The organism is Vibrio ichthyoenteri ATCC 700023 (genome assembly GCF_000222605.1).
In the GTDB taxonomy this organism is placed as follows: domain Bacteria; phylum Pseudomonadota; class Gammaproteobacteria; order Enterobacterales; family Vibrionaceae; genus Vibrio; species Vibrio ichthyoenteri.
The window spans coordinates 22,702-44,295 of sequence record NZ_AFWF01000046.1 but is presented as its reverse complement, the minus strand read 5'-3'; the positions used below and the strand labels follow the sequence as shown (position 1 = coordinate 44,295).

The 21,594-nt window shown below is 43.6% G+C and carries 30 protein-coding genes and 1 pseudogene; 7 read left to right on the top strand and 24 right to left on the bottom strand.

Going from position 1 to position 21,594, the window contains the following annotated elements; all coding sequences use genetic code 11:
* Positions 1-39: 39 nt before the first annotated feature.
* From RH85_RS23140 to RH85_RS05145, 4 genes are all read right to left on the bottom strand, one after another.
* On the bottom strand, positions 40-192 hold the full coding sequence (locus RH85_RS23140) for a hypothetical protein (RefSeq protein ID WP_006711145.1): 153 nt from the start codon (positions 190-192) through the stop codon (positions 40-42).
* Positions 193-923: 731 nt separating this feature from the next.
* Complete coding sequence (locus RH85_RS05160) at positions 924-1,757, bottom strand: arginase family protein (RefSeq protein ID WP_006711144.1); 834 nt, start codon at positions 1,755-1,757, stop codon at positions 924-926.
* A gap of 5 nt (positions 1,758-1,762) precedes the next feature.
* Complete coding sequence (locus tag RH85_RS05155; protein WP_006711143.1) at positions 1,763-2,488, bottom strand: IclR family transcriptional regulator; 726 nt, start codon at positions 2,486-2,488, stop codon at positions 1,763-1,765.
* A gap of 704 nt (positions 2,489-3,192) precedes the next feature.
* Entirely contained in the window at positions 3,193-4,869 is a 1,677-nt protein-coding gene (locus tag RH85_RS05145; RefSeq protein WP_006711141.1) for a DUF342 domain-containing protein, read from the bottom strand.
* A gap of 283 nt (positions 4,870-5,152) precedes the next feature.
* Between RH85_RS05145 and RH85_RS05140 the strand changes: the two genes are divergently transcribed.
* Positions 5,153-5,428, top strand: coding sequence for a nitrogenase-stabilizing/protective protein NifW (locus RH85_RS05140; RefSeq protein WP_006711140.1), 276 nt, complete (start codon positions 5,153-5,155; stop codon positions 5,426-5,428).
* A 214-nt stretch (positions 5,429-5,642) separates the two neighbouring features.
* On the opposite strand, the gene RH85_RS05135 is transcribed toward RH85_RS05140, so the two are convergent.
* From RH85_RS05135 to RH85_RS05100, 8 genes are all read right to left on the bottom strand, one after another.
* Positions 5,643-6,068, bottom strand: a complete 426-nt coding sequence (locus tag RH85_RS05135; RefSeq protein ID WP_006711139.1) for a hypothetical protein — start codon at positions 6,066-6,068, stop codon at positions 5,643-5,645.
* A 215-nt stretch (positions 6,069-6,283) separates the two neighbouring features.
* Positions 6,284-8,185, bottom strand: a complete 1,902-nt coding sequence (locus RH85_RS05130; protein WP_241210358.1) for a hypothetical protein — start codon at positions 8,183-8,185, stop codon at positions 6,284-6,286.
* A gap of 61 nt (positions 8,186-8,246) precedes the next feature.
* Positions 8,247-8,681 carry a hypothetical protein gene (locus tag RH85_RS05125; protein WP_006711137.1) on the bottom strand — a complete coding sequence of 145 codons (435 nt, stop codon included), beginning with the start codon at positions 8,679-8,681 and terminating at the stop codon, positions 8,247-8,249.
* A gap of 31 nt (positions 8,682-8,712) precedes the next feature.
* Positions 8,713-9,213 carry a lysozyme inhibitor LprI family protein gene (locus RH85_RS05120; protein WP_006711136.1) on the bottom strand — a complete coding sequence of 167 codons (501 nt, stop codon included), beginning with the start codon at positions 9,211-9,213 and terminating at the stop codon, positions 8,713-8,715.
* The gene (locus RH85_RS05115; RefSeq protein ID WP_006711135.1) at positions 9,210-9,551 is read right to left on the bottom strand and encodes a hypothetical protein; all 342 of its coding nucleotides are present in this window, start codon (positions 9,549-9,551) and stop codon (positions 9,210-9,212) included. Before RH85_RS05115 ends, RH85_RS05120 begins: the two co-directional genes overlap by 4 nt.
* 9 nt (positions 9,552-9,560) lie before the next feature.
* Positions 9,561-9,950, bottom strand: a complete 390-nt coding sequence (locus RH85_RS05110) for a hypothetical protein (protein ID WP_006711134.1) — start codon at positions 9,948-9,950, stop codon at positions 9,561-9,563.
* Entirely contained in the window at positions 9,947-10,408 is a 462-nt protein-coding gene (locus RH85_RS05105) for a hypothetical protein (RefSeq protein WP_006711133.1), read from the bottom strand. Before RH85_RS05105 ends, RH85_RS05110 begins: the two co-directional genes overlap by 4 nt.
* 48 nt (positions 10,409-10,456) lie before the next feature.
* Positions 10,457-10,816: a hypothetical protein gene (locus RH85_RS05100; RefSeq protein ID WP_006711132.1), complete on the bottom strand. Its 360-nt coding sequence runs from the start codon at positions 10,814-10,816 to the stop codon at positions 10,457-10,459.
* 492 nt (positions 10,817-11,308) lie between these two features.
* Between RH85_RS05100 and RH85_RS05095 the strand changes: the two genes are divergently transcribed.
* From RH85_RS05095 to RH85_RS05085, 3 genes are read left to right on the top strand one after another with little or no spacing between them, the layout of a single operon-like run.
* Positions 11,309-12,034, top strand: coding sequence for a CDP-alcohol phosphatidyltransferase family protein (locus RH85_RS05095; RefSeq protein ID WP_006711131.1), 726 nt, complete (start codon positions 11,309-11,311; stop codon positions 12,032-12,034).
* Positions 12,027-12,959 carry a phosphatidate cytidylyltransferase gene (locus RH85_RS05090; protein WP_006711130.1) on the top strand — a complete coding sequence of 311 codons (933 nt, stop codon included), beginning with the start codon at positions 12,027-12,029 and terminating at the stop codon, positions 12,957-12,959. Before RH85_RS05095 ends, RH85_RS05090 begins: the two co-directional genes overlap by 8 nt.
* 8 nt (positions 12,960-12,967) lie before the next feature.
* Complete coding sequence (locus tag RH85_RS05085) at positions 12,968-13,612, top strand: lysophospholipid acyltransferase family protein (protein WP_006711129.1); 645 nt, start codon at positions 12,968-12,970, stop codon at positions 13,610-13,612.
* 75 nt (positions 13,613-13,687) lie between these two features.
* Here the strand turns inward: RH85_RS05085 and RH85_RS05080 are convergent, their stop codons facing one another.
* The 5 genes from RH85_RS05080 to RH85_RS05060 form a co-directional block, all read right to left on the bottom strand.
* Positions 13,688-14,152: a hypothetical protein gene (locus tag RH85_RS05080; protein WP_006711128.1), complete on the bottom strand. Its 465-nt coding sequence runs from the start codon at positions 14,150-14,152 to the stop codon at positions 13,688-13,690.
* Entirely contained in the window at positions 14,145-14,867 is a 723-nt protein-coding gene (locus tag RH85_RS05075) for a hypothetical protein (protein WP_006711127.1), read from the bottom strand. Before RH85_RS05075 ends, RH85_RS05080 begins: the two co-directional genes overlap by 8 nt.
* A gap of 85 nt (positions 14,868-14,952) precedes the next feature.
* Positions 14,953-15,399: a lysozyme inhibitor LprI family protein gene (locus tag RH85_RS05070; RefSeq protein WP_006711126.1), complete on the bottom strand. Its 447-nt coding sequence runs from the start codon at positions 15,397-15,399 to the stop codon at positions 14,953-14,955.
* A 128-nt stretch (positions 15,400-15,527) separates the two neighbouring features.
* Positions 15,528-15,902: a hypothetical protein gene (locus tag RH85_RS05065; protein WP_006711124.1), complete on the bottom strand. Its 375-nt coding sequence runs from the start codon at positions 15,900-15,902 to the stop codon at positions 15,528-15,530.
* A 90-nt stretch (positions 15,903-15,992) separates the two neighbouring features.
* Positions 15,993-16,394: an NUDIX hydrolase gene (locus tag RH85_RS05060; protein ID WP_006711123.1), complete on the bottom strand. Its 402-nt coding sequence runs from the start codon at positions 16,392-16,394 to the stop codon at positions 15,993-15,995.
* Positions 16,395-16,646: 252 nt separating this feature from the next.
* Here RH85_RS05060 and RH85_RS05055 point away from each other — a divergent pair, with 252 nt between their 5' ends.
* Both RH85_RS05055 and RH85_RS05050 read left to right on the top strand, forming a co-directional pair.
* A complete protein-coding gene (locus tag RH85_RS05055; protein WP_005600358.1) occupies positions 16,647-17,138 on the top strand; it encodes a peptidylprolyl isomerase in 492 nt (163 codons plus the stop codon).
* A 20-nt stretch (positions 17,139-17,158) separates the two neighbouring features.
* Positions 17,159-17,500 carry a thiamine-binding protein gene (locus RH85_RS05050; RefSeq protein WP_005600356.1) on the top strand — a complete coding sequence of 114 codons (342 nt, stop codon included), beginning with the start codon at positions 17,159-17,161 and terminating at the stop codon, positions 17,498-17,500.
* A gap of 106 nt (positions 17,501-17,606) precedes the next feature.
* Here the strand turns inward: RH85_RS05050 and RH85_RS05045 are convergent, their stop codons facing one another.
* The 7 genes from RH85_RS05045 to RH85_RS05015 all read right to left on the bottom strand — a co-directional run bounded on the left by RH85_RS05045 (position 17,607) and on the right by RH85_RS05015 (position 20,600).
* Positions 17,607-17,984, bottom strand: coding sequence for a DUF4087 domain-containing protein (locus tag RH85_RS05045; RefSeq protein ID WP_006711122.1), 378 nt, complete (start codon positions 17,982-17,984; stop codon positions 17,607-17,609).
* A gap of 67 nt (positions 17,985-18,051) precedes the next feature.
* Positions 18,052-18,537, bottom strand: coding sequence for a hypothetical protein (locus RH85_RS05040; protein WP_241210357.1), 486 nt, complete (start codon positions 18,535-18,537; stop codon positions 18,052-18,054).
* Between the two features lie 21 nt (positions 18,538-18,558).
* On the bottom strand, positions 18,559-18,984 hold the full coding sequence (locus tag RH85_RS05035) for a VOC family protein (protein ID WP_006711120.1): 426 nt from the start codon (positions 18,982-18,984) through the stop codon (positions 18,559-18,561).
* 45 nt (positions 18,985-19,029) lie between these two features.
* Entirely contained in the window at positions 19,030-19,446 is a 417-nt protein-coding gene (locus RH85_RS05030; RefSeq protein WP_006711119.1) for a lysozyme inhibitor LprI family protein, read from the bottom strand.
* 42 nt (positions 19,447-19,488) lie between these two features.
* Complete coding sequence (locus RH85_RS05025; RefSeq protein WP_005600348.1) at positions 19,489-19,839, bottom strand: hypothetical protein; 351 nt, start codon at positions 19,837-19,839, stop codon at positions 19,489-19,491.
* Between the two features lie 67 nt (positions 19,840-19,906).
* Positions 19,907-20,275, bottom strand: coding sequence for a DUF4087 domain-containing protein (locus RH85_RS05020; protein WP_005600346.1), 369 nt, complete (start codon positions 20,273-20,275; stop codon positions 19,907-19,909).
* A gap of 43 nt (positions 20,276-20,318) precedes the next feature.
* Positions 20,319-20,600 (bottom strand): hypothetical protein, encoded by a 282-nt coding sequence (locus RH85_RS05015; protein ID WP_006711118.1) that lies wholly within the window; start codon positions 20,598-20,600, stop codon positions 20,319-20,321.
* Positions 20,601-21,085: 485 nt separating this feature from the next.
* Here RH85_RS05015 and RH85_RS22200 point away from each other — a divergent pair.
* Positions 21,086-21,268: pseudogene (locus RH85_RS22200) on the top strand (GNAT family N-acetyltransferase); the annotation flags it as partial.
* Positions 21,269-21,594 lie beyond the last annotated feature (326 nt).

Here is a 21,594-nt window from a genome sequence, read left to right as displayed (position 1 = left end):
TCTTTTTGTTATTTCGCTGAGGAAATGTTATTGACCAATTTATGCTTCTAGCACGTCTTCTCCAATAACCTCAGATAACAACAATCCATCCTCAATATCGACATGCAGCCCCATCATCGGCAAACCGTGATGACATATCCAAGAGACAAAAAAAACGCCAATAGCGACCGAGAAAATTGCGAATGCAAACATAGAATTACCTCTCTTGGATGGGATGTGTAGTACTAAATTATGCTCTCTTCATCCTTTAGTCAATCAGGTGAATAACAAAATCGATACAATATCACAAAATTTATGCCAAATTTAAATTTTGACTGGTCCGGCTCTCCATAAGATTAATTTAGATTGGAAACTCATCACAAACCGAGGCTATAACTGGTTCTAGGTCACAGTCCATTATTCACATCATTGTGCAACAATGAGCATTTTTATTGGCACTAAATATGCTTAATATTATATAGCGGCAAATGAAATGTTAAACTTTTGTTTTTGTTGGATTTAATTTTGATGGCATTTTTCTGACATTTCGTTGTCAGATATATGAAGGTGATATGTCATCCACATTAACCGATTAAAACGACAGCATTTCAGTATAAAATGTGATCAAAGTCCTAGCCATGTGAAGCAATCACGGCTACATTCAAAAGGTTCATGAAGAACTGTATTCAAATGCGTTCATATGAGAACGCGCTTTCGTGAGGAAATATCATGAAGAAAATGAGAAAAGCACAATTACATCGTGTTCGTATTCAATATTGGAAAGATACGAATAAAGCAGTTAATAAATCTGCGTAATGTGCGTTACAACGACCTCTAAGCTGGCTCATTAGCCAGCTTTTGTATTTCTAGCGTGCAGAAAAAACGCTTGCTGCTCGCTTGCTCAGGCACATAGGTGTGTTTGGTTAGGTGAGTAAACTATGCCATTAGGCCACTTGGTCGCTACTCGGAACCATTCCGGCTAACTCTTGCAGAATCACCTGGGTTGATTTAGCAAACACATGCTTATCTTTCCAACCTACCAACTGCACCAACTTCACTTTACCTGACATCAAGCACTGACGAATGATGCGAGTAACAATCTGTACATCTAGGTTACGGTCCGCCTCTAAACGGGAACGCGCACATAGCGACTCTAAATCGATATTGAGCACGATTTCATCACAGTGCGAGAGGTAATTCGTAACTTGCTGTTTAACCTGGAGGCGATGACTAAACTGACATTCAGGCAATGTCAGCCAGTCACAACCTAGGTCTTCTGCATATTCGAAGGCATGTTCACTTTGTACCCGAGGATCAATACCAATACAAAACAAACGAAATTCATTAAAGCGTGCCAATGCAAAATGATAGGCTGAACCCACTTCTGGCTCTAATGTCGCTTTGTTTTCAAACTGATTACCGATGTGGATGATGCCTAGCTCTTTACTCGTCGAATGTAAAAGCGGCAAAGCGTGCAATAACGTCTCGGTACTATTGGTGAACACTACCGGCAAGCTGTTTGAGCCAAAATAACGGCTCAAGTTTAATTGATAGCGACCAATCATTTGATCAGAAAGTGAAAAATGCCCACCGTTAATCCAACGATTATGACTTTGCTCGGTCATCCAATCAAAAACATCCGATAGGCTTTGTTCGGCCATTTCAAACTCGACTAACTTCATCGGTTTAATTGGCTGAGCAGCACTAATTAAAGCCATAGAATGCGTCGGAACACCAACAAGATCGTGGGTTTTATTGCGTCGAAACAGACCAAACATATCAATCACCTTTCTGGAGGAAGAGCCCTTGCCGCTTGAAGCACATGAAGGATGATCCGTTGTTGGTTTTGCAGCACACGGTGTGCTGGTGCCATGACGGAAATCGCTCCAATTAACTTCGATCCTTTCATTACAGGAGCACTAATACCGGATACGCCCGGATCAATTTCTGATGTACTGATCGCATAGCCTTGCGAACGTATAACATCAAGCTCCTGTTGCCACTCGTTAATCCGATGAGCTTCGCCAAAGTAGCGTAAAATTTTCTCGCGGCGTTGCGCAGGCATAAAGGCCAACATCACTTTTGAAGAGGCTCCCCTCAGCAAAGGTTGGCTTTGACCTTGCACATAACTACAGCGCAATGCTTGCATGCTTTCTTTACGACTCACACATAGAGCTCTATAGCCCACAGGAACCATATAAGCGGCCATTTCACTCGTCTGTTTTTGCAGGCGATTAAGTACCGCGTCTACCGAATCCAAATCGTGCTGACTCGTCTCATAACTGCGCATAAGCAGCAACGCCGCCGGACCGATGATCAAGGTTTTGTCACTTGGACTTTCTTCGATCAAGTTCCACTCTTTAAGCAACTTCAGGTGGCGATACAGACTACTGATCGGTGTTCCTAGTTGCTCACTAAGCGTTTTTGCCGTTACTGGTTCTTCGTTAACCGCAACTTGCATCAAAAGCTGCAATAGCTTTTCGTTAACCTGCCCTGAATTCTGCTTCATCGAGTTCACACTTATGTTTTATCTTTTCATTGAAGAGTTGCGCAAATTGTATTCCTAAATAATGAGAAACTATAAACAATAAACCCATTCATTTCTTACACTGTGAGAATGATTAAAAACACTGATCTGCTTGATTCGTGCGACAAAAGCGCCACCTAAAACCGATTTTAAAGCCTAAAATATCACCTAAATACAGATACAACCCATTAAGTTAGTCACAATCTCCAATTAATAGTGTTTTATATCGATCTAAATGAACTGTATCGCATTATGACAACTGAATGGCCTCGTTTCTTCTCTCGTAAGAATAGGAAAAATCAAAACTAGCCAAGTGTTACCTTTTGCTGATCCAACGCTATTGAGGGCTTTTAGAGACACGATTATCCATGGATGCGCAGGGGCCAGCACCTATCTTCAGCCAACGGTTTGAGATGATCATTGCATCTTTAAATCTCGACTGTTCAGCACGTTATAATGCCTTAGGTCTGCTAGTCGACTATTTGCATGGGTTTGCCTTAACAAGGAAATGTAATAACGGCTTAAAACCGTTAGATATTGAGATAAGTAACAGCGCAATTTCATTGATCTGCATTGTGATTTCTAGCCCGCGCAGCGAACCGTTGGTTTAATTTTGCAAGACATCGCAGATGAAAAAACTCTCGCATAATGCGAGAGTTTGAGGGATGGTGAGAATGGTATAAGCGCTAGAAGTCTTCGGATAGCGCCTCTTCGTCTAGCGTAGCTGAACAGCGAATTTCAAATTGATTGAAACGGAAAAAACTCGCGCCATGTGATCGTTTCGTCGTCACTTTTTCTTCACCAAATTGAATCGTCACGTGAGAGTAAACCTTGTTGGTCACTTCCACGAAATTCTCTTCTAACAGACGATTAAATTCCTCTTGATGGTTATCACGTGCTTGTTTGATTTTTTCCAGATTGGCATTTGCCGCGACTTTACGTTGATCAATTTGATCTTGCTCTTCTTCGCTACGATCCGCTTTCGGGCGTTTCTTAAATTCCAATTCTTTGCGCACCACATCCATCGCAGTTTCTTGCGCAAGTTGGTAATGCTCTTTGTATTTGCTCTGACGTTCTTTATGCATTTTATAACGAGCAAAAGCATGTATGAATGTTGCGGTATCACCTTCGACCCCCAAATTCACACAAGTGATTCTGCCGCCTACTTTAGCTCGACCACCGCTCAATGTACCTTGACGTTTGGCTTCATCACTGACGGTTAAATTGTTACCACAGCGCACTTCATTGTTCATGCAATGAATGGTTAGATTAATATCATTACCAGCCTGCAACTCACTAAATTGTGCATAGTTGGCTTTGATTGAGCCACCCGCTTTCAGCAAACACGATTTGAATTGGTTATCCGACACATTGTGACCAATGATGCCTTTGGCAACTTCGATATCACCCTGAGCCTGAACATCTGCCGACTCAATAAAACCGGCAACGGTAATATTGCCAGTTGCCCGCACAATCATGTCAGATTCGATATTACCGCGTACGATAACATTGCCTTTAAACTTAACGTGGCCCGTCGCCACCCCTATGGTTTGTACCACCAGCACTTCATCAACATCGACACTGGAAGCGTGCAGAATAGGCATTCCTGACACCGCCGCCACTAGGACGTCCGGATCACTGGCTGAAATGACGGTGCCTTTCCCCTCTTTGAGGGGCGCATCTTTCCCGTCACCTGCCGTTAGCACCTTTCCTTGCACGGTTAAGCCCGGTATACCCAACGTTGGCGCAACCCGGCGCATTAACGATTGGCCAGCCGCTACATTGATGGTCTCCCCCAAATTAAGCATATCAACTTTGCCCGTTTCATCTTCAACCGGGGCGAGAACTTGCTTGGATACGTCTTTGACGAGTGCAACAAATTTGGCATCTTTGCCTTCAATTGGCTTTTTGCCTGTTGCGACAGGTTGAGTGAATTGTTTACCAGGGGGGAGTTGCTGACTGACCATCATGACCTTTTTCAAGGCTAACTTATTTATGCCTTTGGTCACTGAGGCGCGCGCTAGGGCGTGAATCACTTGTGGACCTTGTAGAGATTTGCCTCCATAAGCACCAGTTACCACCATGCTGGCCAGCATGTCGTTTTCGGTTACCAAGACTTCGACCGTTGCATTACGCACTTCCGCAATCACAATCCCGTGAAAAGCTTCTGACTTCCCTTCTTTAGCAAGAGAAAGAAAACGCATTACCTCTTCTTCTAGAACGAAATAAGCTCCAGCATTGAGATTGGATAAAACGTTTGATAGCCCGCTCTGGTTAAAATCACGCTTCAACTCAATCTCTTTGGGTAAGCGTGCCGTAACCTTTTGCTTATCGTCAGACAATGAGACGATATCTTTCCACATGGTTTGTCTACCTTGGTAAAAACTCTTTTACAGTGTATATAAATTCATGTTTTAGAAGTATGAAAGCGCTAACAGTTTCCGGCTTGAATATCGTAAATAACACAAAGAAAAGTAAGAGGATGTGACAGAAGTCGGAGTAACATATTGTGAGGTATGATTTTAGTGCAATTTCCGAACAAAAAATTCCCGGCAGCTGAGGCTCCATGTGGCGACCAAAATCAAAGTAAGTACAATAAGGTTATGCTAGTTTCTTTGCTCGCTGCATCAGCCATTAGATTACACTATGAGCCAAACGAAAATTCAGAAAACCATCGCCAGCTTTACTTCGATTGAGCAAGCTCTGCAACATTTCGAGATTGAGTATGACAGCAAGTTCATCAATGAATATCGAACTCAATTAGTGAAACGCTTTAACGGTTACTTAATTTTACAAAAGCCAGAGGATTGGTTTGCCGCACGCCGCGCGTTGAAAAACGCTTACTGTAAGATTCAGCGCTCACGCTTAGACAAGCACACAAGGCAAGCCTGTCGGGGATGTACCACCTGCCAACGACGCTAAAATGCGCTGATATTACCTATAACATCTGGATGTAATGGCAGCTTCAGTATCGCCAACAACACTGAAGCAATTAATATCATTTACATGCAACACCCAAAGTAGTTGCTACTACAACTAGGCGACAAATAAACGAATCTCTATGAGCATAGGGCTCTATGTGATTAGAGTGAGAGAGTGTAGTCAACAACGCTGAAGCAGCAAATACGCAGGGTGTTTACATCACACACTCTTGTGCTTCTTTAGCCTTATCAATACTGCGCTCAATCAACGATTGTGCTTCTTGATTACTGATGGTCTCCATTACTTTGTTCATCAGCTTTTCAGCGGTCGATTCTGACGACACATCCACAAGACAAGCGTATGCATTGGCGATGTGCTCTTTCGCATCAGTCAATGCTTGCTGATCTGCAAAATCCACCGTCAACGCTTCTTGCACTGATTCTGCCAGCTTTTCTGCAGAGTCCGCCGCTTCACCAAACTGATCCAAATTCAAAGCCTCGAGATCGACCGACTCAATTTTTTCTTGAAGGCTATCGACTGCATCATTAGCGGCATCTTGCGCTTGCTCAATTGCTTTACTTGCATCATCACAACCGGTTAGGGCTGTCACTAACATCAGTGCCGTAAGATATTTTTTCATCATTCACCTTCCTATAAATACAACATGGGGCGGCATGAAAGGCATGCCAATATTTGCATCTTAAATCAAGCGGCTAAGCCAGCAAACTGAAACTTAATTTGAATGATTATCCTTATCGATTTAACGGCAGATTAAGCGGTAGGAAAGAATAATAACAGACATAAAAAAAGAGTGCTGAAAGCCAGCACCCTGTATTGATAACCGATAAGCGTTGCTTAATCGTCGTAATCGCCGACATAGGCCACGCTAAAACTTTCATCATTCCAAAGCCACGGAACTTTAGCCATAAAAGCCGCTAGCTCGGGCGTGTCGGCGTGCACCTCTCGAATCACTGGCAGCGTATGATGAATATGATAAGGGTTTACAGGCTCTCGACTACCTATCGCACAGAAATAGTCAGCGATTACGGGTAAATACTGGCGCTTATCGACCAAAGACATCACCGCATCAGCTAATGCGGGATAGCCTTTCGCTCCAACAAGATCACCGGCACATGACCAAGTAGCGTACTGAGCAATAATTTGCGCAATAAGATCCGCGCCCTCTGCGTGGCCAGCCGCATAAGGGAAAACATCATATTCACTTTTCATCGCAACATCACAAGTTTGCTGGCCATTAAACGCGACATAGAATGATGTGGCATACGGCCTATCCCGCAGGTTCTGCTCATAGTGAGATTGCCATGATGGCATCAGTGCCAGCAGATTTCGCAGCGACTCTAGACGCGCATTGTCATCATTAAAGTCTTGGCAAGGCACATCGACCTGACCACTTGTAGCAGGAATACAACCCATCGTGTTGGGTATGGTCAGTGTTAATTGTGATTGAGCACATTGCAGTTGATTGGTATTGGTATTAGCAAGCTCCGCCTGAGCAAGATCGCATTGCCAGATAAACTCATCGTCTTCCATACCAACGGCAATCATCAAATGTTGGTCGATTTGACCTTGGATCACCACTGGTTCATGCTCAAATAGGCTTAAACCACGTTCACTGCCTGCGCGCGTCAACGAATAGAGCGGTGTTAAGCATTCTCCAATGAGCGAGAACTGTTGAATTTTATTATCTTGCCAGCCAAGCCAAATACTCTGGCCATCTTCTGCTAGCGTAGCCGAAGTTAAACACTCAATAAAGGTTTGTAGCCCATCATGATGGCTTGAACTAGCATCTCCGCCTGCAATTGCAGTTAATGAATCAACCAATTCTTCTCGATCATATTCATCACAAATTTGTTCAGCGCTCAATGAGCGTACAACGCGATTCCACACGGTTTTCTTCTGCTTGAAATCGATTAATTGCACCGAAAAATCAAAGCATGGCCCAGCGTCATTAGCTTCGCCATCAGCACCTTTGGCTAACGTTACGGTTTCCGCATTGGCTAATATCAACGTAGCATGCTTTTTATCTTGGAAGAAAATATGGCGAATAGGCGTCTCATCTGGAGCTGGTTTACCTTCTAACGGATAGGTTTCCACAATACCACTCTCTGGATTGTAACTGACCAGTTGATGAGTGCGCTTTTTACCCAATTGATAGAAAACAAATTCATCATGACCAACATTCACCATGCTGCCATCAACAAAGCGGAAAGGTACTTCATAGTGCTCAAGGGTGAAATGAGCTGCACTCAAATGCTCTACCGATGTTTGTGTTAGCGCGATACTAAGATCAATAGAGAATAGGAGGCTATCTCGACGACGCCCGATCTTCTTTGCGCCCACTAAGTACAATTTACCGTCCTGCAAACAAACGTCTTTGGTGGGATAAACCTCAAATGAAAATATCGGTGCTAGCGTGAATTTACCTGGCGCGTTAATCGCAGCAATATACACTCGCCCCGTATCATCAACCGCCACGAAATGGCGACTATCCAGCCATTGCGTTAAGACCACCTCTCGTTGACAGCCTTGCAGTTCAAATTGACTATGTAGGTCGCTATTAAGGCCGTCCTGCTTAACGATTTGCAATTGCGTAGTTCCGCCGTAATACAAACGCTGAGATTGAATACGATATTGCAGCTCTATTTCTTTATTTTCCAGCATGTGGTGCCCAACTTCTAGGCTATTTTCGTTCACGGCGGCTGAACGACTAAAAAGTGACTTTATTATATTTTTCAAAACCTAACCTACTCAATGGCGATTGTTATTATTCATATCACGGCGCTTTGCTCATTGCTTGCTAGTTACGGTTCCAAATGCACTGGCCGTTATCATCAAGGTTGTAAGACTGACTAGAAAGATCGACATTTCGACCACTGTTATGGATGTAATGTAGATTCCACACCACCGCGCCTTGGCTATGGAACTCATAGCGTCCATTGATTTTACCGTCGACGATTTCCAACCAAGTATGTTTGAACTCCCACGGCCTATCCGGAACTTCATTGATCGTCTCTTCTCCTTGGTATACCAATGGAATATGACTTTCAGATTGCTTATAGCGTACTTGTCCCCCCACCCAACCGATGTCTCGATCAAGATAGGTTTTTAGCTCAAGATTGATCTTACCGTTGGGTGATGAAAAGCAACGAGTGTCCGTCATCACGTCATTTGCAAGTAAGGGGGTACTCACATATCCAAAAAGAAAAGTGATCAGAGGGATAAAAGGTTTCATATTCTCTACTTAATTGATTATATCCATGACGTCACAGCGGCTCGAAAGGCTGCTGTTCTAATATTTCTAACCATTGCTTGAGTAACAAGGCTCGTTGCTTAATCAGCGGAGCCAATAGATCAGATGCGACCTGTGCACGAATTGCGACATACATAGATCCCGCCTGCGGGTATTGCTGACCGATAAGATGACGATTAAATTCGATACTTTGATCGCGTGAGGCTAACCAAGCTAACTGACTGGTTTTAAGTTCCGCCTTACCCTCTGAATCTAAACTTCGATAAAGTAATCGGTAGTAATAATTAAGCTCTTTATCCCACAACTCATCAGCCACGAAACAGCGTAGTGACAGTGAACCGCCAAAGCTATTGTCTAAGCAAGTTTGTACGTACTCAGCAATTGGCCGTTCATAATCAGCAACACTCGCAAATTCGGCTAACGGCTGAAAATGCTCAATCGGCTTTTCGACAAACTCATTGGCTTGGCTGGCACAAGAAAATATAAACAGCGCTAGCGATAGAAATTTATTCATGATGAGCGCTGCGCGACAGATAAAGCGCCACATTGAGCACAGACGGCTTTACCCTTTCTAATCGTACAGGCACAACTCACACACGCTCGTTGTGGCAACTTAGGGTCATAGTAGCTAGCCAATCTCATGAACTCTTGGCCTTTAATAGAATTCGTCTCAATCACCTTCTGCTTAACACCTCCATCCGTGACTATCTCTCTTTTACTACTGGATTTTGACGACACATAAATGGCGATGACCACAACAATGACAATAACAACCAACAGCACAAGAATCGCCAAGATATGCAAGAGACCTGACATAGCGAGAAATTCTATTATCCCCTGAGATTCAGACATCAATTTTCCTTAATCGACCTGTTTACCCGCCACAGAATGACAAGAATGGAACGTGAATGGCGCCAGCAGTAAACTTATCACCATGGCGTAAATAATAGGGATCAGCGCAACGCCCAAGCCCGCAGCCATTGCAATGGCATCATTGTGGAAGTTACTCAGCAGTGAAATCAGGCCATAAACGAACATCAAGCCACCACTGAACCAGCAAACCTTAACACATAAAGTTACGCGGTCACTTGCTGAGCAATTATTCCTGACAAACCAGGCTGCAATAGTCGGAGCTAAAACCGTGGTCAATGACAATAGATCAACAAAGATGAGCCATTCATTCATCAACGCCAGTTGCGAAATAACATATAGGCAAACAAGCCAGTAACTGATTAATCCAACCTTATTCATTTTTTGTATCCACGATATTGCCATTGTTCGGCGGCGACGTATTTTTCTAACTCTGTGCATAGCAACTCCAGATCTGCGTATCGAGATAGATCGGCACTCGCACCATTATTAGTGAGTAATTTTAACGATTTGATCCTTTGCGCAGAACCTTTGACGATAACGTTTTTTACGTTACCCCATGGCATCGTTTCTGTGGTATCAGGTTCATGAGAAATCATCCCTTGAGGGGTGATTTCTACGTTATGTTGCGCGGCATACTTTCTAAAGGCATGACCACCACGAAAATTAAGCAAAGCGGCAAAGCAAGAAAAACAGAACGCGTAGAAAACAGGTTCCAGAGGAATGGTTCCGCCAAGTAGCAATGACCCAGCGGAAATCAGTGCCGGCCATAGTAGCGCGATAAAAAGTGGACCACGATATTTATATTTGACGAATTTATCGGCAATTTTGAACTTCATACAATTCGAATCAATTTATAGACAATAAGTAGACCAACGCGCTAAACACTAAGCCTTATCATTAAACACAAGGTGAGAATCGAGGAAAAAAGTGGAATGTGCTTTCAAAATGGCGGTAACAGCAATGATATAGCAAAGCAATAACGTGTCCGCAGCCATACCATCAAAAAAATGAATCGCCGTGGCAGCCGTTAACATTAGAATGCCGCCAACCTGATACGGCGCTAATGTTTTTAATTCCGCTCGTCGACCATTTAGCACTTTCATGCCTTGATCACTTAAGCGCAACACCTCGTTGCAGGAATGGCAATTAAAGCAACCATCTCCGCCAATCTTATCGATATGTTTTACCGACAGAACAGCGTCTGCGGCACATTTTGGGCAGTGGTAAAAAAGCGACGTTTTCATCAATCTACTTCCTAGAGCAAAGGCTTATCGCGCAACTCACCATAAACCTGTAACCAATAACAACTTGTACTCACCTCACCCATAACTAAAACAGTAAAGTAAGCCGACTGGTTTGAGGGATACACTCATAAAAGGTTCACCTCACTCGCTATAAATCATACTCTTTTGATATACATCTCGCGCCATATTGTTAAAGTAAAATGCTTGTTTTTCTTAATGTTGTGGAGCAGGCCCGCTTTGCAAACGCTTGCGATAGGACTCTTGATGAACACCAGCAGTCTTGCCACACTTGAGATGCATTTATTAGCCCAATAATTAAGTAAGATTCATTGCTTATTTTGATTGTTTTACACAAATGGAGCAGACAACATAGAAGGAATTTGACAGGTCACACGCAGTTTGAATGGTTACGAATCAAACTGTTATTACATTATTCATTAATGGCGCAGAGTCGTTATAATGCAACCAAATTCATTCAAGGACATTGGCTGCATGGAACATCAAGAAGAGTCTAATCGTCGCCCTCTCGCTGTGCGCAATATTTCTATCACCAAACGCATTGCCGTTTGGCTGAGCCAGAAAAACATCACCCCTAACCAAATCTCGCTCATGAGTATTGTCTTTGCCGCGGTTGGCTTCGCTTTTGCGGCTGGTTATTACTTCTGGCCAGCACCAATTTGGTTAGTGCTGTTCGCTCTCATGATTCAAATGCGTTTACTGTGCAATCTTTTCGATGGCATGGTCGCGGTGGAAGGCGGTAAGAAAACCCCAGCAGGGGAGCTGTTTAACGATGTGCCGGATCGCATCGCCGATCCACTATTGATTGTTGCAGCAGGTCTGGTGGCCTACTCCGCATTTGCCATGCCACTGGCTTGGATAGCGGCACTGCTGGCGGTACTGTCTGCCTATATTCGCGTTCTGGGTATTAGTATGGATTGCCCCGCTGATTTTCGTGGCCCAATGGCTAAGCAACATCGCATGGCACTATTAACCGTGACAGTACTCATCATGGCATTTAACCAATGGTTTGATTTTCTGCCAAGTGTAGGGCTTTATCTTATGGACATCGCTCTGGCAACCATGGTGCTCGGGTGCGCCTTTACCTGTTGGCGTCGACTGGTGTTTATTTTCAATACCAAAGCACAGCAAGCACAAGCCGTGTCAGTCGCCGCCAGTGAGCCGTTAAGCGAACCATTGAACGAGAAAGCACATGACTAGTATCCCAATCCATTCGCTGCATATGATGGCAGCCATCACACTGGTACTAGTGATTGGCACCTTGGTTTATCTTTATCTATCGCGCCGTCATCCAGACAAAGATTACCATGAGTTAAAACTGCGCATTCGCTCTTGGTGGTGGATGATCGGTATCGTTTTTGTGGTGCTTTATCTACCCACTCAGTACACGCTGATCTTTGTCGCCTTCTTAAGTTTTATGGCGCTAAAAGAGTTCCTCTCCATCGTGCCCACCCGCATGACCGACCGACGCGTGATCTTCTGGGCTTACCTTTCTATCCCATTCCAATACTACTGGTTATCCACTGGCTGGTATGGCATGTACATCATTTTTGTCCCGGTCTACATGTTCCTATACCTACCGATGGTAGCGGTGCTGATTGGTGATACCAAAGGCTTTATCCGCTCAGCAGGCATCATTCATTGGGCGCTAATGCTGACGGTATTTTGTGTTAGCCATATGGCCTATCTATTGGTCTTACCAAGCAAGAACCCTGATGCGGGGTCGATGGGCATGCTGCTGTTCTTATTGGTCTTCACTCAGTTTAATGATGTTTGCCAATATGTATGGGGTAAGAGCTTCGGCAAACATAAAATCGTACCGAAAGTCAGCCCGAATAAAACATGGGAAGGCTTTATAGGTGGTGCGGCGACTATCATCATCACCAGCTATTTTGTGGCACCTTACCTAACGCCATTAACCTCAGTTCAAGGTTTAGTGGCAGGAATGATCATCGCCTTCAGTGGTTTTATTGGCGATTTGGTGATTTCGTCGGTCAAACGCGACGTACAAATCAAAGACACCAGCCAGTTTATCCCAGGCCATGGCGGTATTTTGGATCGCATTGATAGCCTGATGTTTACCGCGCCGTTGTTCTTCCATTACATCTATTATCTTTACTACTAGGGCACGACATGAAGATATTCAAAATTCTGTTCGTCTTACTGTTTGTAAAGCCATTGGTGTTTGTTGGCTTAGGCCTCAACATTATTAATCGGCAGAACCTGCCGCTCAATGGCCCAATGGTGGTGGCTGCCAATCACAACAGTCATCTCGATACCTTAGTGCTATTGGCATTGTTTCCCATCAGCATGGTGCACAAAGTGCGCCCTGTGGCGGCGGCCGATTACTTTCTCAAAAACAAAGTCTCTGCATGGTTATCACTCAATGTTCTGGGCATTATTCCCATCCATCGCTCACCAAGTAAAAGTGATCGTCATGCGGTGTTTGATGAGTGCCATAAAGCGCTCAATCAAGGCGATATTTTGATTATCTTTCCGGAAGGTAGCCGCGGTGAACCTGAAACCATGAGCGGTTTAAAGAAAGGGATATATCACTTGGTAGAGGAACATCAAAACTGCCCAGTGATCCCGGTAGTAATGCGCGGATTGGGCCGAGCGCTACCCAAAGGCACGGCGATGTTTGTTCCCTTTAACTGTGATGTAGTACTTGGAGCACCGATTGAGAAATTTACCGATGCGGATGAGTTTCTAATGACTATGCAGGTAGAGTATCAACAGTTAGCACAAGCGTGTATTGTGACTCACTACGAAGAATAAACGTTCACCAAACATAACAAAAAAGGGCGCGATTGAATTATCCAGTCGCGCCCTTTTCTCGTTTATTATGCGCGGTTATTCCGCTGGCAGATCGACACCGATTAATTGCTCGTAAACACTCTCATTCTGGCACAAAATCGTCGCCATTATTTTACCCTGAGAAAGCACATCAATCCCCGATTCCGTTTTGCCATCAGGCTTGCGCTCTCGTGACGTAAATACCCGATAAACAATCGATTTCTGAGCTGATGGATTGGGGATTGAAACAGAGTAATACTCGTTTGATCCCGCTCCAATCCATTGGTGGGTCGACGCTAAATCACGAGAAACCGTCAGTTGCAATTCTGCTTCCACCAGCTTTTCACCAAATCGATAATGGATAATAGTGCCAAAATCCTGCACTTCGACCTGTTTACCACTTTGAGTCTGGCAATAAAACAACGTCTCGGCGAAAGCTGAGGAACTTGCTGCGAACGCCGATAAAGAGATTAGCCCTACTACAAACACCTTTTTCACGGCAATCAAACCACGACTAATCATGCTGTGTATCAACCATACGCATATCAAAATGTTGGTTGTAGCTGTGGCTATAAAAAATCCAATGATCATTGCTAAGCCAGTGCTTTTCTCCCATTAAAGCAAACAACCATTCTTGACGATAAGGTTCTTGTTCAGGCTTTAGTTCAACGGTTGGTGATAAGCGAATCGTCACTTCCGGCGTACGCCATTGACCTTCTTCATAGCTCTGTAAAAACGCCCTTGATTCTTGACCGTTATAGTAACCACTGATGCGATGACGACCATCAGGCGAAGTCTCACGATCTTGTGGGTTTTCGTCTATCTCTTCACCCGTAAGAGTTGAAACCAGCCAATCAGATTCATGACCACAAACAAAAGAAAGTAACTGCTCTTGCGGATAGAAAGCTTCAAAACCACAAGTTTCAAAGTCTTCAAGCTGATAGATGCTCTCACCTTTCGTGTTGTAAATATTCAGAGTTTCTCGAATCCAATCTGCGTTCTCCACAGGCTCTTGGGTAATATTGATGCGCTTGCCGAGCATTGCATAAGCACTCTTCGAATCTTTTATTTCAACCAGTTTCGGATGAGCGTATACCGCTTTATTTTTAACTAAAGCTTGGTATTGTTCGCTTCTAATTGGCGAAAATTCGAATACAACCGGAGTTGATTGCGCGTAACAAAACGATGTAAAACCACTGGCTAACAACAGGGAGATAACAGTACAACACTTGTTCATTTATCCGGTTTCCTAAATGAGTAACAATGATCGAAAAGGCAACGATCGAAAAGGCAATTTTTTGTCTTTAGGGGAGAGAGGGAGCTTAGAGGTAAAGCTGTTGCAGCACCAAAATACGTTGCTCAGTCATCTCAGTAAGGCAAGTCATACGATCAATATTTTTCGATGTCCCTCCGCTAAATAAGGTGTAATAAGCTTCACAATGAACATCCCGATATTTGAGCCAAGTTCGCTGAGCGGCCACTAACGACGTTTTAATCTCACCTTTAGCCACCAAATAGCCGTCAAATTGATTGGATTCAATTTTACTTATAATGTTCTGATAGACATGATTGAGCTTTTTATCAGCGATATCGTACCGCGCCATCGCATCGCATGCGGCAGGAGAAAATTCGCACTGGCTAACGACGTCATCGGAATTTGCAGCGACGGGCACCTCACTGGTCTGAGCCACCGCAAAAACACTGGTTAAAGAGAACATCGAAGCCACAATCATTGCTATAGGTTTCTTCATGATTCTAAAATCACTCATACGGGCATTCTTTAATGAGGCCACAATAGTATTCAATTACAAAAAGATAGCTAGAGCTTGAGGTGAATTGTTTGCGCAAACGCATTTTTACCGCTGATGCAAAACCGTTAGATGCGGAAAAGCTGCCGCTACAACCACGCATCCTTGGCACAATAAACGATCTGCCCATCCTGTGATGCGTAACACGTTAAACTGGGTTTCAAAATACTCGACGGCAAGAGTATGCCCACTTGATCATTGACCTTAATAAGGTTGGATTGGCTATCTGAGTGCTCAGAAGCCGCACCTCCATTTGCTAGCTTCCACTGAGTAATATATTCACTAGTGTTGGCACACGTCGTGATCTCACAAGCCTCTGTGCTTTCTACTCCCTGTACGATAACCAAGCACTGAGTGCTTATCTCATCGCATCCTGCGATAGCATTAACACTGATACAGGACAAAGCCGCAGCCAATGAGATCATCCCCGCCCATTGACTGATTCGGTAGCAAGCACACAACATGCATCATTCCTCTCTATTTGATTTATTGGTTGTCGTTACTGATTTTACGTCTAACCAAACCACTGTGGATTTACATTCACTCTATCAATATTAATTAATGAATTGCTGTGCTTTAAGCCAATCCATTGCCACTAAAAGAGCCAATGAGCAAACCGATTTGTCTTCCATTGCGACAAACTTAAGTTCTTCAATTTCCGCTTCTGGGCTCATTTCACCGCTAAAATCGGCAAAATAACAAGTAAGCTGAACCGATACCCCTTCCGCTTTGCCATCGGCTTGAGCGGTAAACGTTTCAGCGTATTTGATACTGCTTGGATGCAGTTCGACTGCCAATTCTTCTTTAATCTCTCTGATCAACGCTTGCTCATCGCTTTCGCCTTGTTCGCGTTTTCCACCGGGCAGATAAAACAACTCTTTACCTCGTGAACGCACCGCAAGCACCTTGCCATCTCGCACATGGAACCATGCTAATTTATCAATCACTTTAGTCACTTATCACCTCAACAAGAATTTTTAATGATTTGAATTTTAACAATGTATTGGTGTTATCACACCTTTTTGATTAAGTTACTCGCTCACCAACTATGTGTGAATCACCACGCAGTACGAGTATCTCAACGCGATAATGCGTATACTTCAAAAACTGCCCATACCAATCTTGATCACGAAGAGATTCGGCATCCGTAATCAACAAGAATTGATTAAGATTGATATTATTTATCCCAACACTATAAGAGCCGATACATGATTGTTTTTACCACTAATTTTGGTGATATTGAGATTGAATTAAACATGGAGAGAGCCCCTGTTAGTTCAAAAAACTTTCTAAAATACTGTGAAGATGGTTTTTATGAAGGCACGATTTTCCACCGTGTTATCGATGGCTTTATGATCCAAGGCGGCGGCCATACTGAAGATATGCGTGAAAAAGAGACCCGTGATCCTATCGTAAATGAAGCAAATCGCGGCCTAAAAAACACTATCGGTTCGATTGCGATGGCTCGCACTGATGCTCCGCATTCAGCTACAGCCCAGTTTTTCATTAACTTAGATGACAATGATTTTCTTGATCATACCGGAACCACCAATCAAGGTTGGGGTTATGCGGTATTTGGTAAAGTATCTGCAGGGATGGACGTTGTGAATAACATTGGCAAAGTTCTCACTGGCACCAAGAAAGGCCACGATGATGTGCCGCTTGATACCATTACGATCACCAAAGTAACCATCAAATAATCTAGGTGAGATAAAGAAACATGTCAGTTCAAAACCCTATCGTCAAAGATGTATTTGTCGCTTTTCAAGTGATCCCTCGCCTTAAAGAAGGGAATAACTTTGAAGTGGTTGATAAAGCGATTGAAGTGGTCAAAGCCGCTAATGTTCCCTATCAAGTCGGCGCCATGGAAACCACCATGAAAGGTGAACTTAACCACTTGCTTGAGATCGTAAAAAACGCTCAACAAGCGTGTTATGACGCAGGCGCACTGGAAGTGATCACCAACATCAAGATCCACAGCAAAACTGAAGCCGCAACCGATACGTTTTGCACCTATGATCGCGGCGTGACCAAAGCCAATCACATGTTTGTAAATAGCTAATTTGTCAATAGCCCAGTCTATAACTCGCTAAGCGATTGAATAAATGAGCTTTGTTGCCAAGAACGATGATCATCGATAACGTTCATCGCTCTTGGCGGCTGTTGCGCTATTTAAACGGTAACGGGATGTGTGGGGTAATATGGATATCTTCCAAACATTGCTTTAACAACAATTGTTTCGCTTGATGGACTTTTACAATCGTAAAACTCTCTATATCGCTATCCACCGTTAAACAGGCGCAGCTAAAACCATTATTACGATTAGTCCGTACAAACTCATCTTGGTTCTCGGTGACTTGGCTAACAATGGCCATAGAGTCATCATCAACCGCTTCCCCACCTTGCACGGAAATGTTCCAGCTACCGTCACGATCCAATAATGACATATTGCCCGGGGTCGAATTATCAAACCAACCACAGCGTGTCTCTGCCGCACCCACTTGGCATGAAGCCAGTACAACCAAACCTAAAGCCCAGGCCCTCATTACAACGTCCTTTTTACTCTGTTTTTACCGCGTTACTGTTTCAATTATGACTCACATCACCCAAGGGCTAGAGCAAATCATAATTGTATTCTTCTTTCTTCACATGGCGTAATTTGCTGGTATTAACCCCAAGGATTCCGGCGGAATAGTCAGTGCACTCTTTATTGGCGAGTAACTTATTGCCTTTCAATACCATCAAACCGGCATAATCGGTTTTACTCCATTGAGCAGGACCAATTTTTTCTGCGTTACACATCACGTCATAAACGATATAGCTGTAATCACCGTTAGCAAAACGAAGCCGAGATGTTCCACCACCAGAGCAACCACCAGTGCTTAACACTGGCTCATCGAGTTGTAACTCAAGCTTGGTTTGCGTGCCATAGCGGTAACTCACCTTGCCATCTTCAGCCACACACGCAGCCACTGCCTTAGTGCCAATCTCACACGAAAAGACCGCTTGTTCGGTTGTCGGACATAAACTTTCCGCCACCGCCGTTAAAGGCAGCAACGCAAAACCAAGTGGCATGCACACTTTTATTACTGTATTCATGAATTCACTACTTTAAATTGATCATTTCGACGGCTCATTATTGGCATCAAGCGAGTCCTTACCGTGGTGTAAATAATTAGCGAGCTCAATCAGATTACCGTCCGGATCGCGAATATAAATCGATACTATCTTGCCCATCGCACCAGTACGCTCTATTGGCCCTTCGATAATCGCCACACCTTGCTGTTCAATATGAGTAACCACATCCATCAAGCTGGTTTGGGTAATAAAACACAAATCGCTGCTGCCCACTTGCACAGACTCAGCCTTCGGTTCAAATTCTTGCCCGTGTTGGTGCAAGTTAATCTTTTGCTGACCAAAAGCCACGGCAAAGCGCCCACCGCCAAACTCCACCACAGTCATGCCCAATACTTTTTGATAGAAATTAAGCGTGGTTGGAATATCACTTACGGTGATAACCAGATGATCCAAGTGACTAATTTTCATATATATTTCCCTTATCGCAGAAAGGATAAATAACAGCGATAGCAATTAGAGATGAAATACACTATTGAAGTATTCCGTGCGCTCTTCGGTCATTGCCAGTTTGCACTCTTCAATTTGCACCGCACTCCAACCACCTGCGGCACCAGTAGAAAGACCGAAAAATTCGCACTCTGCATCACGAAATTTTAACCACGCTCTTTGGGCTGCTCGAAATGGTTCAATTAACTCTGCGTTGGCCCATTCTTCTTCCGCCGTAATTCTTTTAATTGCTTGTTGGTAACTGGTATTCAACGCTTTATCGGCCACTTGCATTTTTTGCTCTACGCATAAATACCCAGCCATCGCCCCACCGCCCGCAACTGTACATGGATCTTCCATCTCATCAGAAGAAGGTTCAGCACAGAATGCCGATATACTAAACAGCGCCACTGAAAGGCACATCACCACTTTTTTCAATTGCATTCCCTAAAAGATTTTGCCCATCGTTATCAGCAAGCTTCGCATTTAATATTGCCACTCACCGGACTCTTGTAACAGCGTATCACCATTAGCATTAGTGACTCTCAAGTCACCATGAACACTCACAAAATATTCCACCGCGCCATTTTGGAATAGATAACCTAAGAAGGTACAAGGTGTTACGCCATCGGCACAGATGGTATGCACGGTTTTCCCTTTCAGTTGGATCTGATTTTGCGATTTTTTTGAAACACCAAGGTAAGAGACATCGTTACACAGCATCTCCCCTTGATCACAGTTGATCTCGATAGAGATGGTGTAGTTTTTGGTTTCTAATACATCAGCATACGAAAATGCACTAAAAAAAAGCGCGAACGCAATCGCTATCTTCTTCATTACGGTACTCGATCCTTATTTATCAGCACGATTACATCGCGATCTGTCAGTCCATAACATAACCCGCTTAATCCAAGACATAATCCGCGATGGCACGGTCATCTTGACAACGTTTTAGACTTAACTGGTTCACTTGGTAGATCTTGGTGATACGTTCACGCTCTTTATCAACATCCACCTTCATACAAGCGCAAGCATAACCATAAACACCATTATTTCTCACCACTTGGCTTTCATCTGCAAAGGCTTCAGAAAACCGATATAGCGACGGGGTTTCTTCTAGGTAATCACCCATCATAGAGATTGTCCAAGTGCCATCACGGTCGTGTAACCAGACATTATGTGGGGTTGGATTTAGCACCCAGCCACAACGATTTTCCGCCGCGTGAAGACTAAGGGGCAATAGCAATGCGCACAGCATAAATTTAAACTTCATAGCAGGTTTTGTTCTTTTTAAATAAGCGAATATCACTCGCCAGTTAACGAATAGCGACGCCTGCCACTTCAATAACCGAGTTTACGTTGGCTCTTTCAATGATTTTTAATAAGGTGGTCTGAATTAACTCACTTTCTCTGACGTCCGTTTCACTACAAAAACGCTGTTCTTGTGGTGCATCACCTTCAGCTTGGATAAATTGGATCTCAACTTCCGTCGCGCACTCCTCATTTTGGCCGTAATAAGCCAACGTAATTTGCGGATAACCTTTGAAGCCTTTATTTACTTGTTTAGCAATGCGCTTTTTGGCTTTATCTAAGTTCATATCCCTTCCTTTCAATGGTGTTTTACATCATCAAATACCACACAATAATGTTCTTTCATTCCTTTTATATCAACAGGTAAGATGCGTTTATATGAAGAGACAAACACGTTAATATCAATAAAGTCGTCATTTGTTCGGTGGCGAGAATATTAATACCCAAAAGCACACATTGAGTCCGATCACTTCGCTTCGTGTTTACACTGTAAACCGGTTGTCTAGGGTACTCTCTAACAACAAACATTTTGGCAGAAGATAGGCTGGCAACAGGACAAGATAATCACCCGATTGCCTACTAGGCTTGCCTTAATAGCGTGCTTTCATTTAGGTTAAAAGCAGCATATGCAATAACAGCCAACTAAGATGAGTACCAATGAAATAGAATTTCATCGAGTCACAAGAAAGGATCTCTTCACAGTAAAACAACTGATTACAACTGTCTCTAACAGTTATGTACTGCCACTGCTCAATAATTACTCGCGCAACTCCTTAATTCAACATCGGCTAAGACCATCACACTGCGCTCTTCCGTAAACACGGTGGATTTCTATCAATCCCAAGGTTTTGAGGTCACAGCTACAGAAGCTGAGTTCAATGGAATCCGCTTCGTACCCATGAGCTTAAAACGGAGTGAAGAAAATGATTCAAGCCGAGAAAAGCGGCCCTTTTAGGTAATCCTCAATTTGTCGTGCGGAGTTCGTACCGCAAAGAAAAGATCTACCGCCGCAATTCAGCAAAGACACTCCACAAGATCAAATTGAAATGATCTTTTTCGCCTGTTGGTATTCTATGCTCGAACGCTTAACCAACAACGATTAGAGGCCAGAACGGTGCTCTATTAACCAACAGCAACCCAATACCTCATCGCTAATTGTGGCGACAGATACAACAAGCGCGCAAATTCAAAGCAAAGAGTGTGTGCACTTTGCTCGATTTTATGAAAAATCACTCACAACTCGACAGGTAAAAGGGGAAATAGACTGATTGAGGTATGGCG

Bases quoted from the DNA above. Each gene is read 5' to 3' on its own strand.
- RH85_RS05160 (WP_006711144.1), bottom strand. From the start codon at position 1,757: ATGTTTGGTCTGTTTCGACGCAATAAAACCCACGATCTTGTTGGTGTT.
- RH85_RS05110 (WP_006711134.1), bottom strand. From the start codon at position 9,950: ATGAATAAGGTTGGATTAATCAGTTACTGGCTTGTTTGCCTATATGTT.
- RH85_RS05065 (WP_006711124.1), bottom strand. From the start codon at position 15,902: ATGTTGTGTGCTTGCTACCGAATCAGTCAATGGGCGGGGATGATCTCA.
- RH85_RS05100 (WP_006711132.1), bottom strand. From the start codon at position 10,816: ATGAAAACGTCGCTTTTTTACCACTGCCCAAAATGTGCCGCAGACGCT.
- RH85_RS05155 (WP_006711143.1), bottom strand. From the start codon at position 2,488: ATGAAGCAGAATTCAGGGCAGGTTAACGAAAAGCTATTGCAGCTTTTG.
- RH85_RS05030 (WP_006711119.1), bottom strand. From the start codon at position 19,446: ATGCAATTGAAAAAAGTGGTGATGTGCCTTTCAGTGGCGCTGTTTAGT.
- RH85_RS05090 (WP_006711130.1), top strand. From the start codon at position 12,027: ATGACTAGTATCCCAATCCATTCGCTGCATATGATGGCAGCCATCACA.
- RH85_RS05140 (WP_006711140.1), top strand. From the start codon at position 5,153: ATGAGCCAAACGAAAATTCAGAAAACCATCGCCAGCTTTACTTCGATT.
- RH85_RS05145 (WP_006711141.1), bottom strand. From the start codon at position 4,869: ATGTGGAAAGATATCGTCTCATTGTCTGACGATAAGCAAAAGGTTACG.
- RH85_RS05080 (WP_006711128.1), bottom strand. From the start codon at position 14,152: ATGATTAGTCGTGGTTTGATTGCCGTGAAAAAGGTGTTTGTAGTAGGG.
- RH85_RS05015 (WP_006711118.1), bottom strand. From the start codon at position 20,600: ATGAACTTAGATAAAGCCAAAAAGCGCATTGCTAAACAAGTAAATAAA.
- RH85_RS05085 (WP_006711129.1), top strand. From the start codon at position 12,968: ATGAAGATATTCAAAATTCTGTTCGTCTTACTGTTTGTAAAGCCATTG.
- RH85_RS05020 (WP_005600346.1), bottom strand. From the start codon at position 20,275: ATGAAGTTTAAATTTATGCTGTGCGCATTGCTATTGCCCCTTAGTCTT.
- RH85_RS05135 (WP_006711139.1), bottom strand. From the start codon at position 6,068: ATGAAAAAATATCTTACGGCACTGATGTTAGTGACAGCCCTAACCGGT.
- RH85_RS05095 (WP_006711131.1), top strand. From the start codon at position 11,309: ATGGAACATCAAGAAGAGTCTAATCGTCGCCCTCTCGCTGTGCGCAAT.
- RH85_RS05040 (WP_241210357.1), bottom strand. From the start codon at position 18,537: ATGAATACAGTAATAAAAGTGTGCATGCCACTTGGTTTTGCGTTGCTG.
- RH85_RS05045 (WP_006711122.1), bottom strand. From the start codon at position 17,984: ATGAGGGCCTGGGCTTTAGGTTTGGTTGTACTGGCTTCATGCCAAGTG.
- RH85_RS23140 (WP_006711145.1), bottom strand. From the start codon at position 192: ATGTTTGCATTCGCAATTTTCTCGGTCGCTATTGGCGTTTTTTTTGTC.
- RH85_RS05125 (WP_006711137.1), bottom strand. From the start codon at position 8,681: ATGAAACCTTTTATCCCTCTGATCACTTTTCTTTTTGGATATGTGAGT.
- RH85_RS05115 (WP_006711135.1), bottom strand. From the start codon at position 9,551: ATGTCTGAATCTCAGGGGATAATAGAATTTCTCGCTATGTCAGGTCTC.
- RH85_RS05055 (WP_005600358.1), top strand. From the start codon at position 16,647: ATGATTGTTTTTACCACTAATTTTGGTGATATTGAGATTGAATTAAAC.
- RH85_RS05120 (WP_006711136.1), bottom strand. From the start codon at position 9,213: ATGAATAAATTTCTATCGCTAGCGCTGTTTATATTTTCTTGTGCCAGC.
- RH85_RS05025 (WP_005600348.1), bottom strand. From the start codon at position 19,839: ATGAAGAAGATAGCGATTGCGTTCGCGCTTTTTTTTAGTGCATTTTCG.
- RH85_RS05035 (WP_006711120.1), bottom strand. From the start codon at position 18,984: ATGAAAATTAGTCACTTGGATCATCTGGTTATCACCGTAAGTGATATT.
- RH85_RS05105 (WP_006711133.1), bottom strand. From the start codon at position 10,408: ATGAAGTTCAAAATTGCCGATAAATTCGTCAAATATAAATATCGTGGT.
- RH85_RS05070 (WP_006711126.1), bottom strand. From the start codon at position 15,399: ATGAGTGATTTTAGAATCATGAAGAAACCTATAGCAATGATTGTGGCT.
- RH85_RS05050 (WP_005600356.1), top strand. From the start codon at position 17,159: ATGTCAGTTCAAAACCCTATCGTCAAAGATGTATTTGTCGCTTTTCAA.
- RH85_RS05075 (WP_006711127.1), bottom strand. From the start codon at position 14,867: ATGAACAAGTGTTGTACTGTTATCTCCCTGTTGTTAGCCAGTGGTTTT.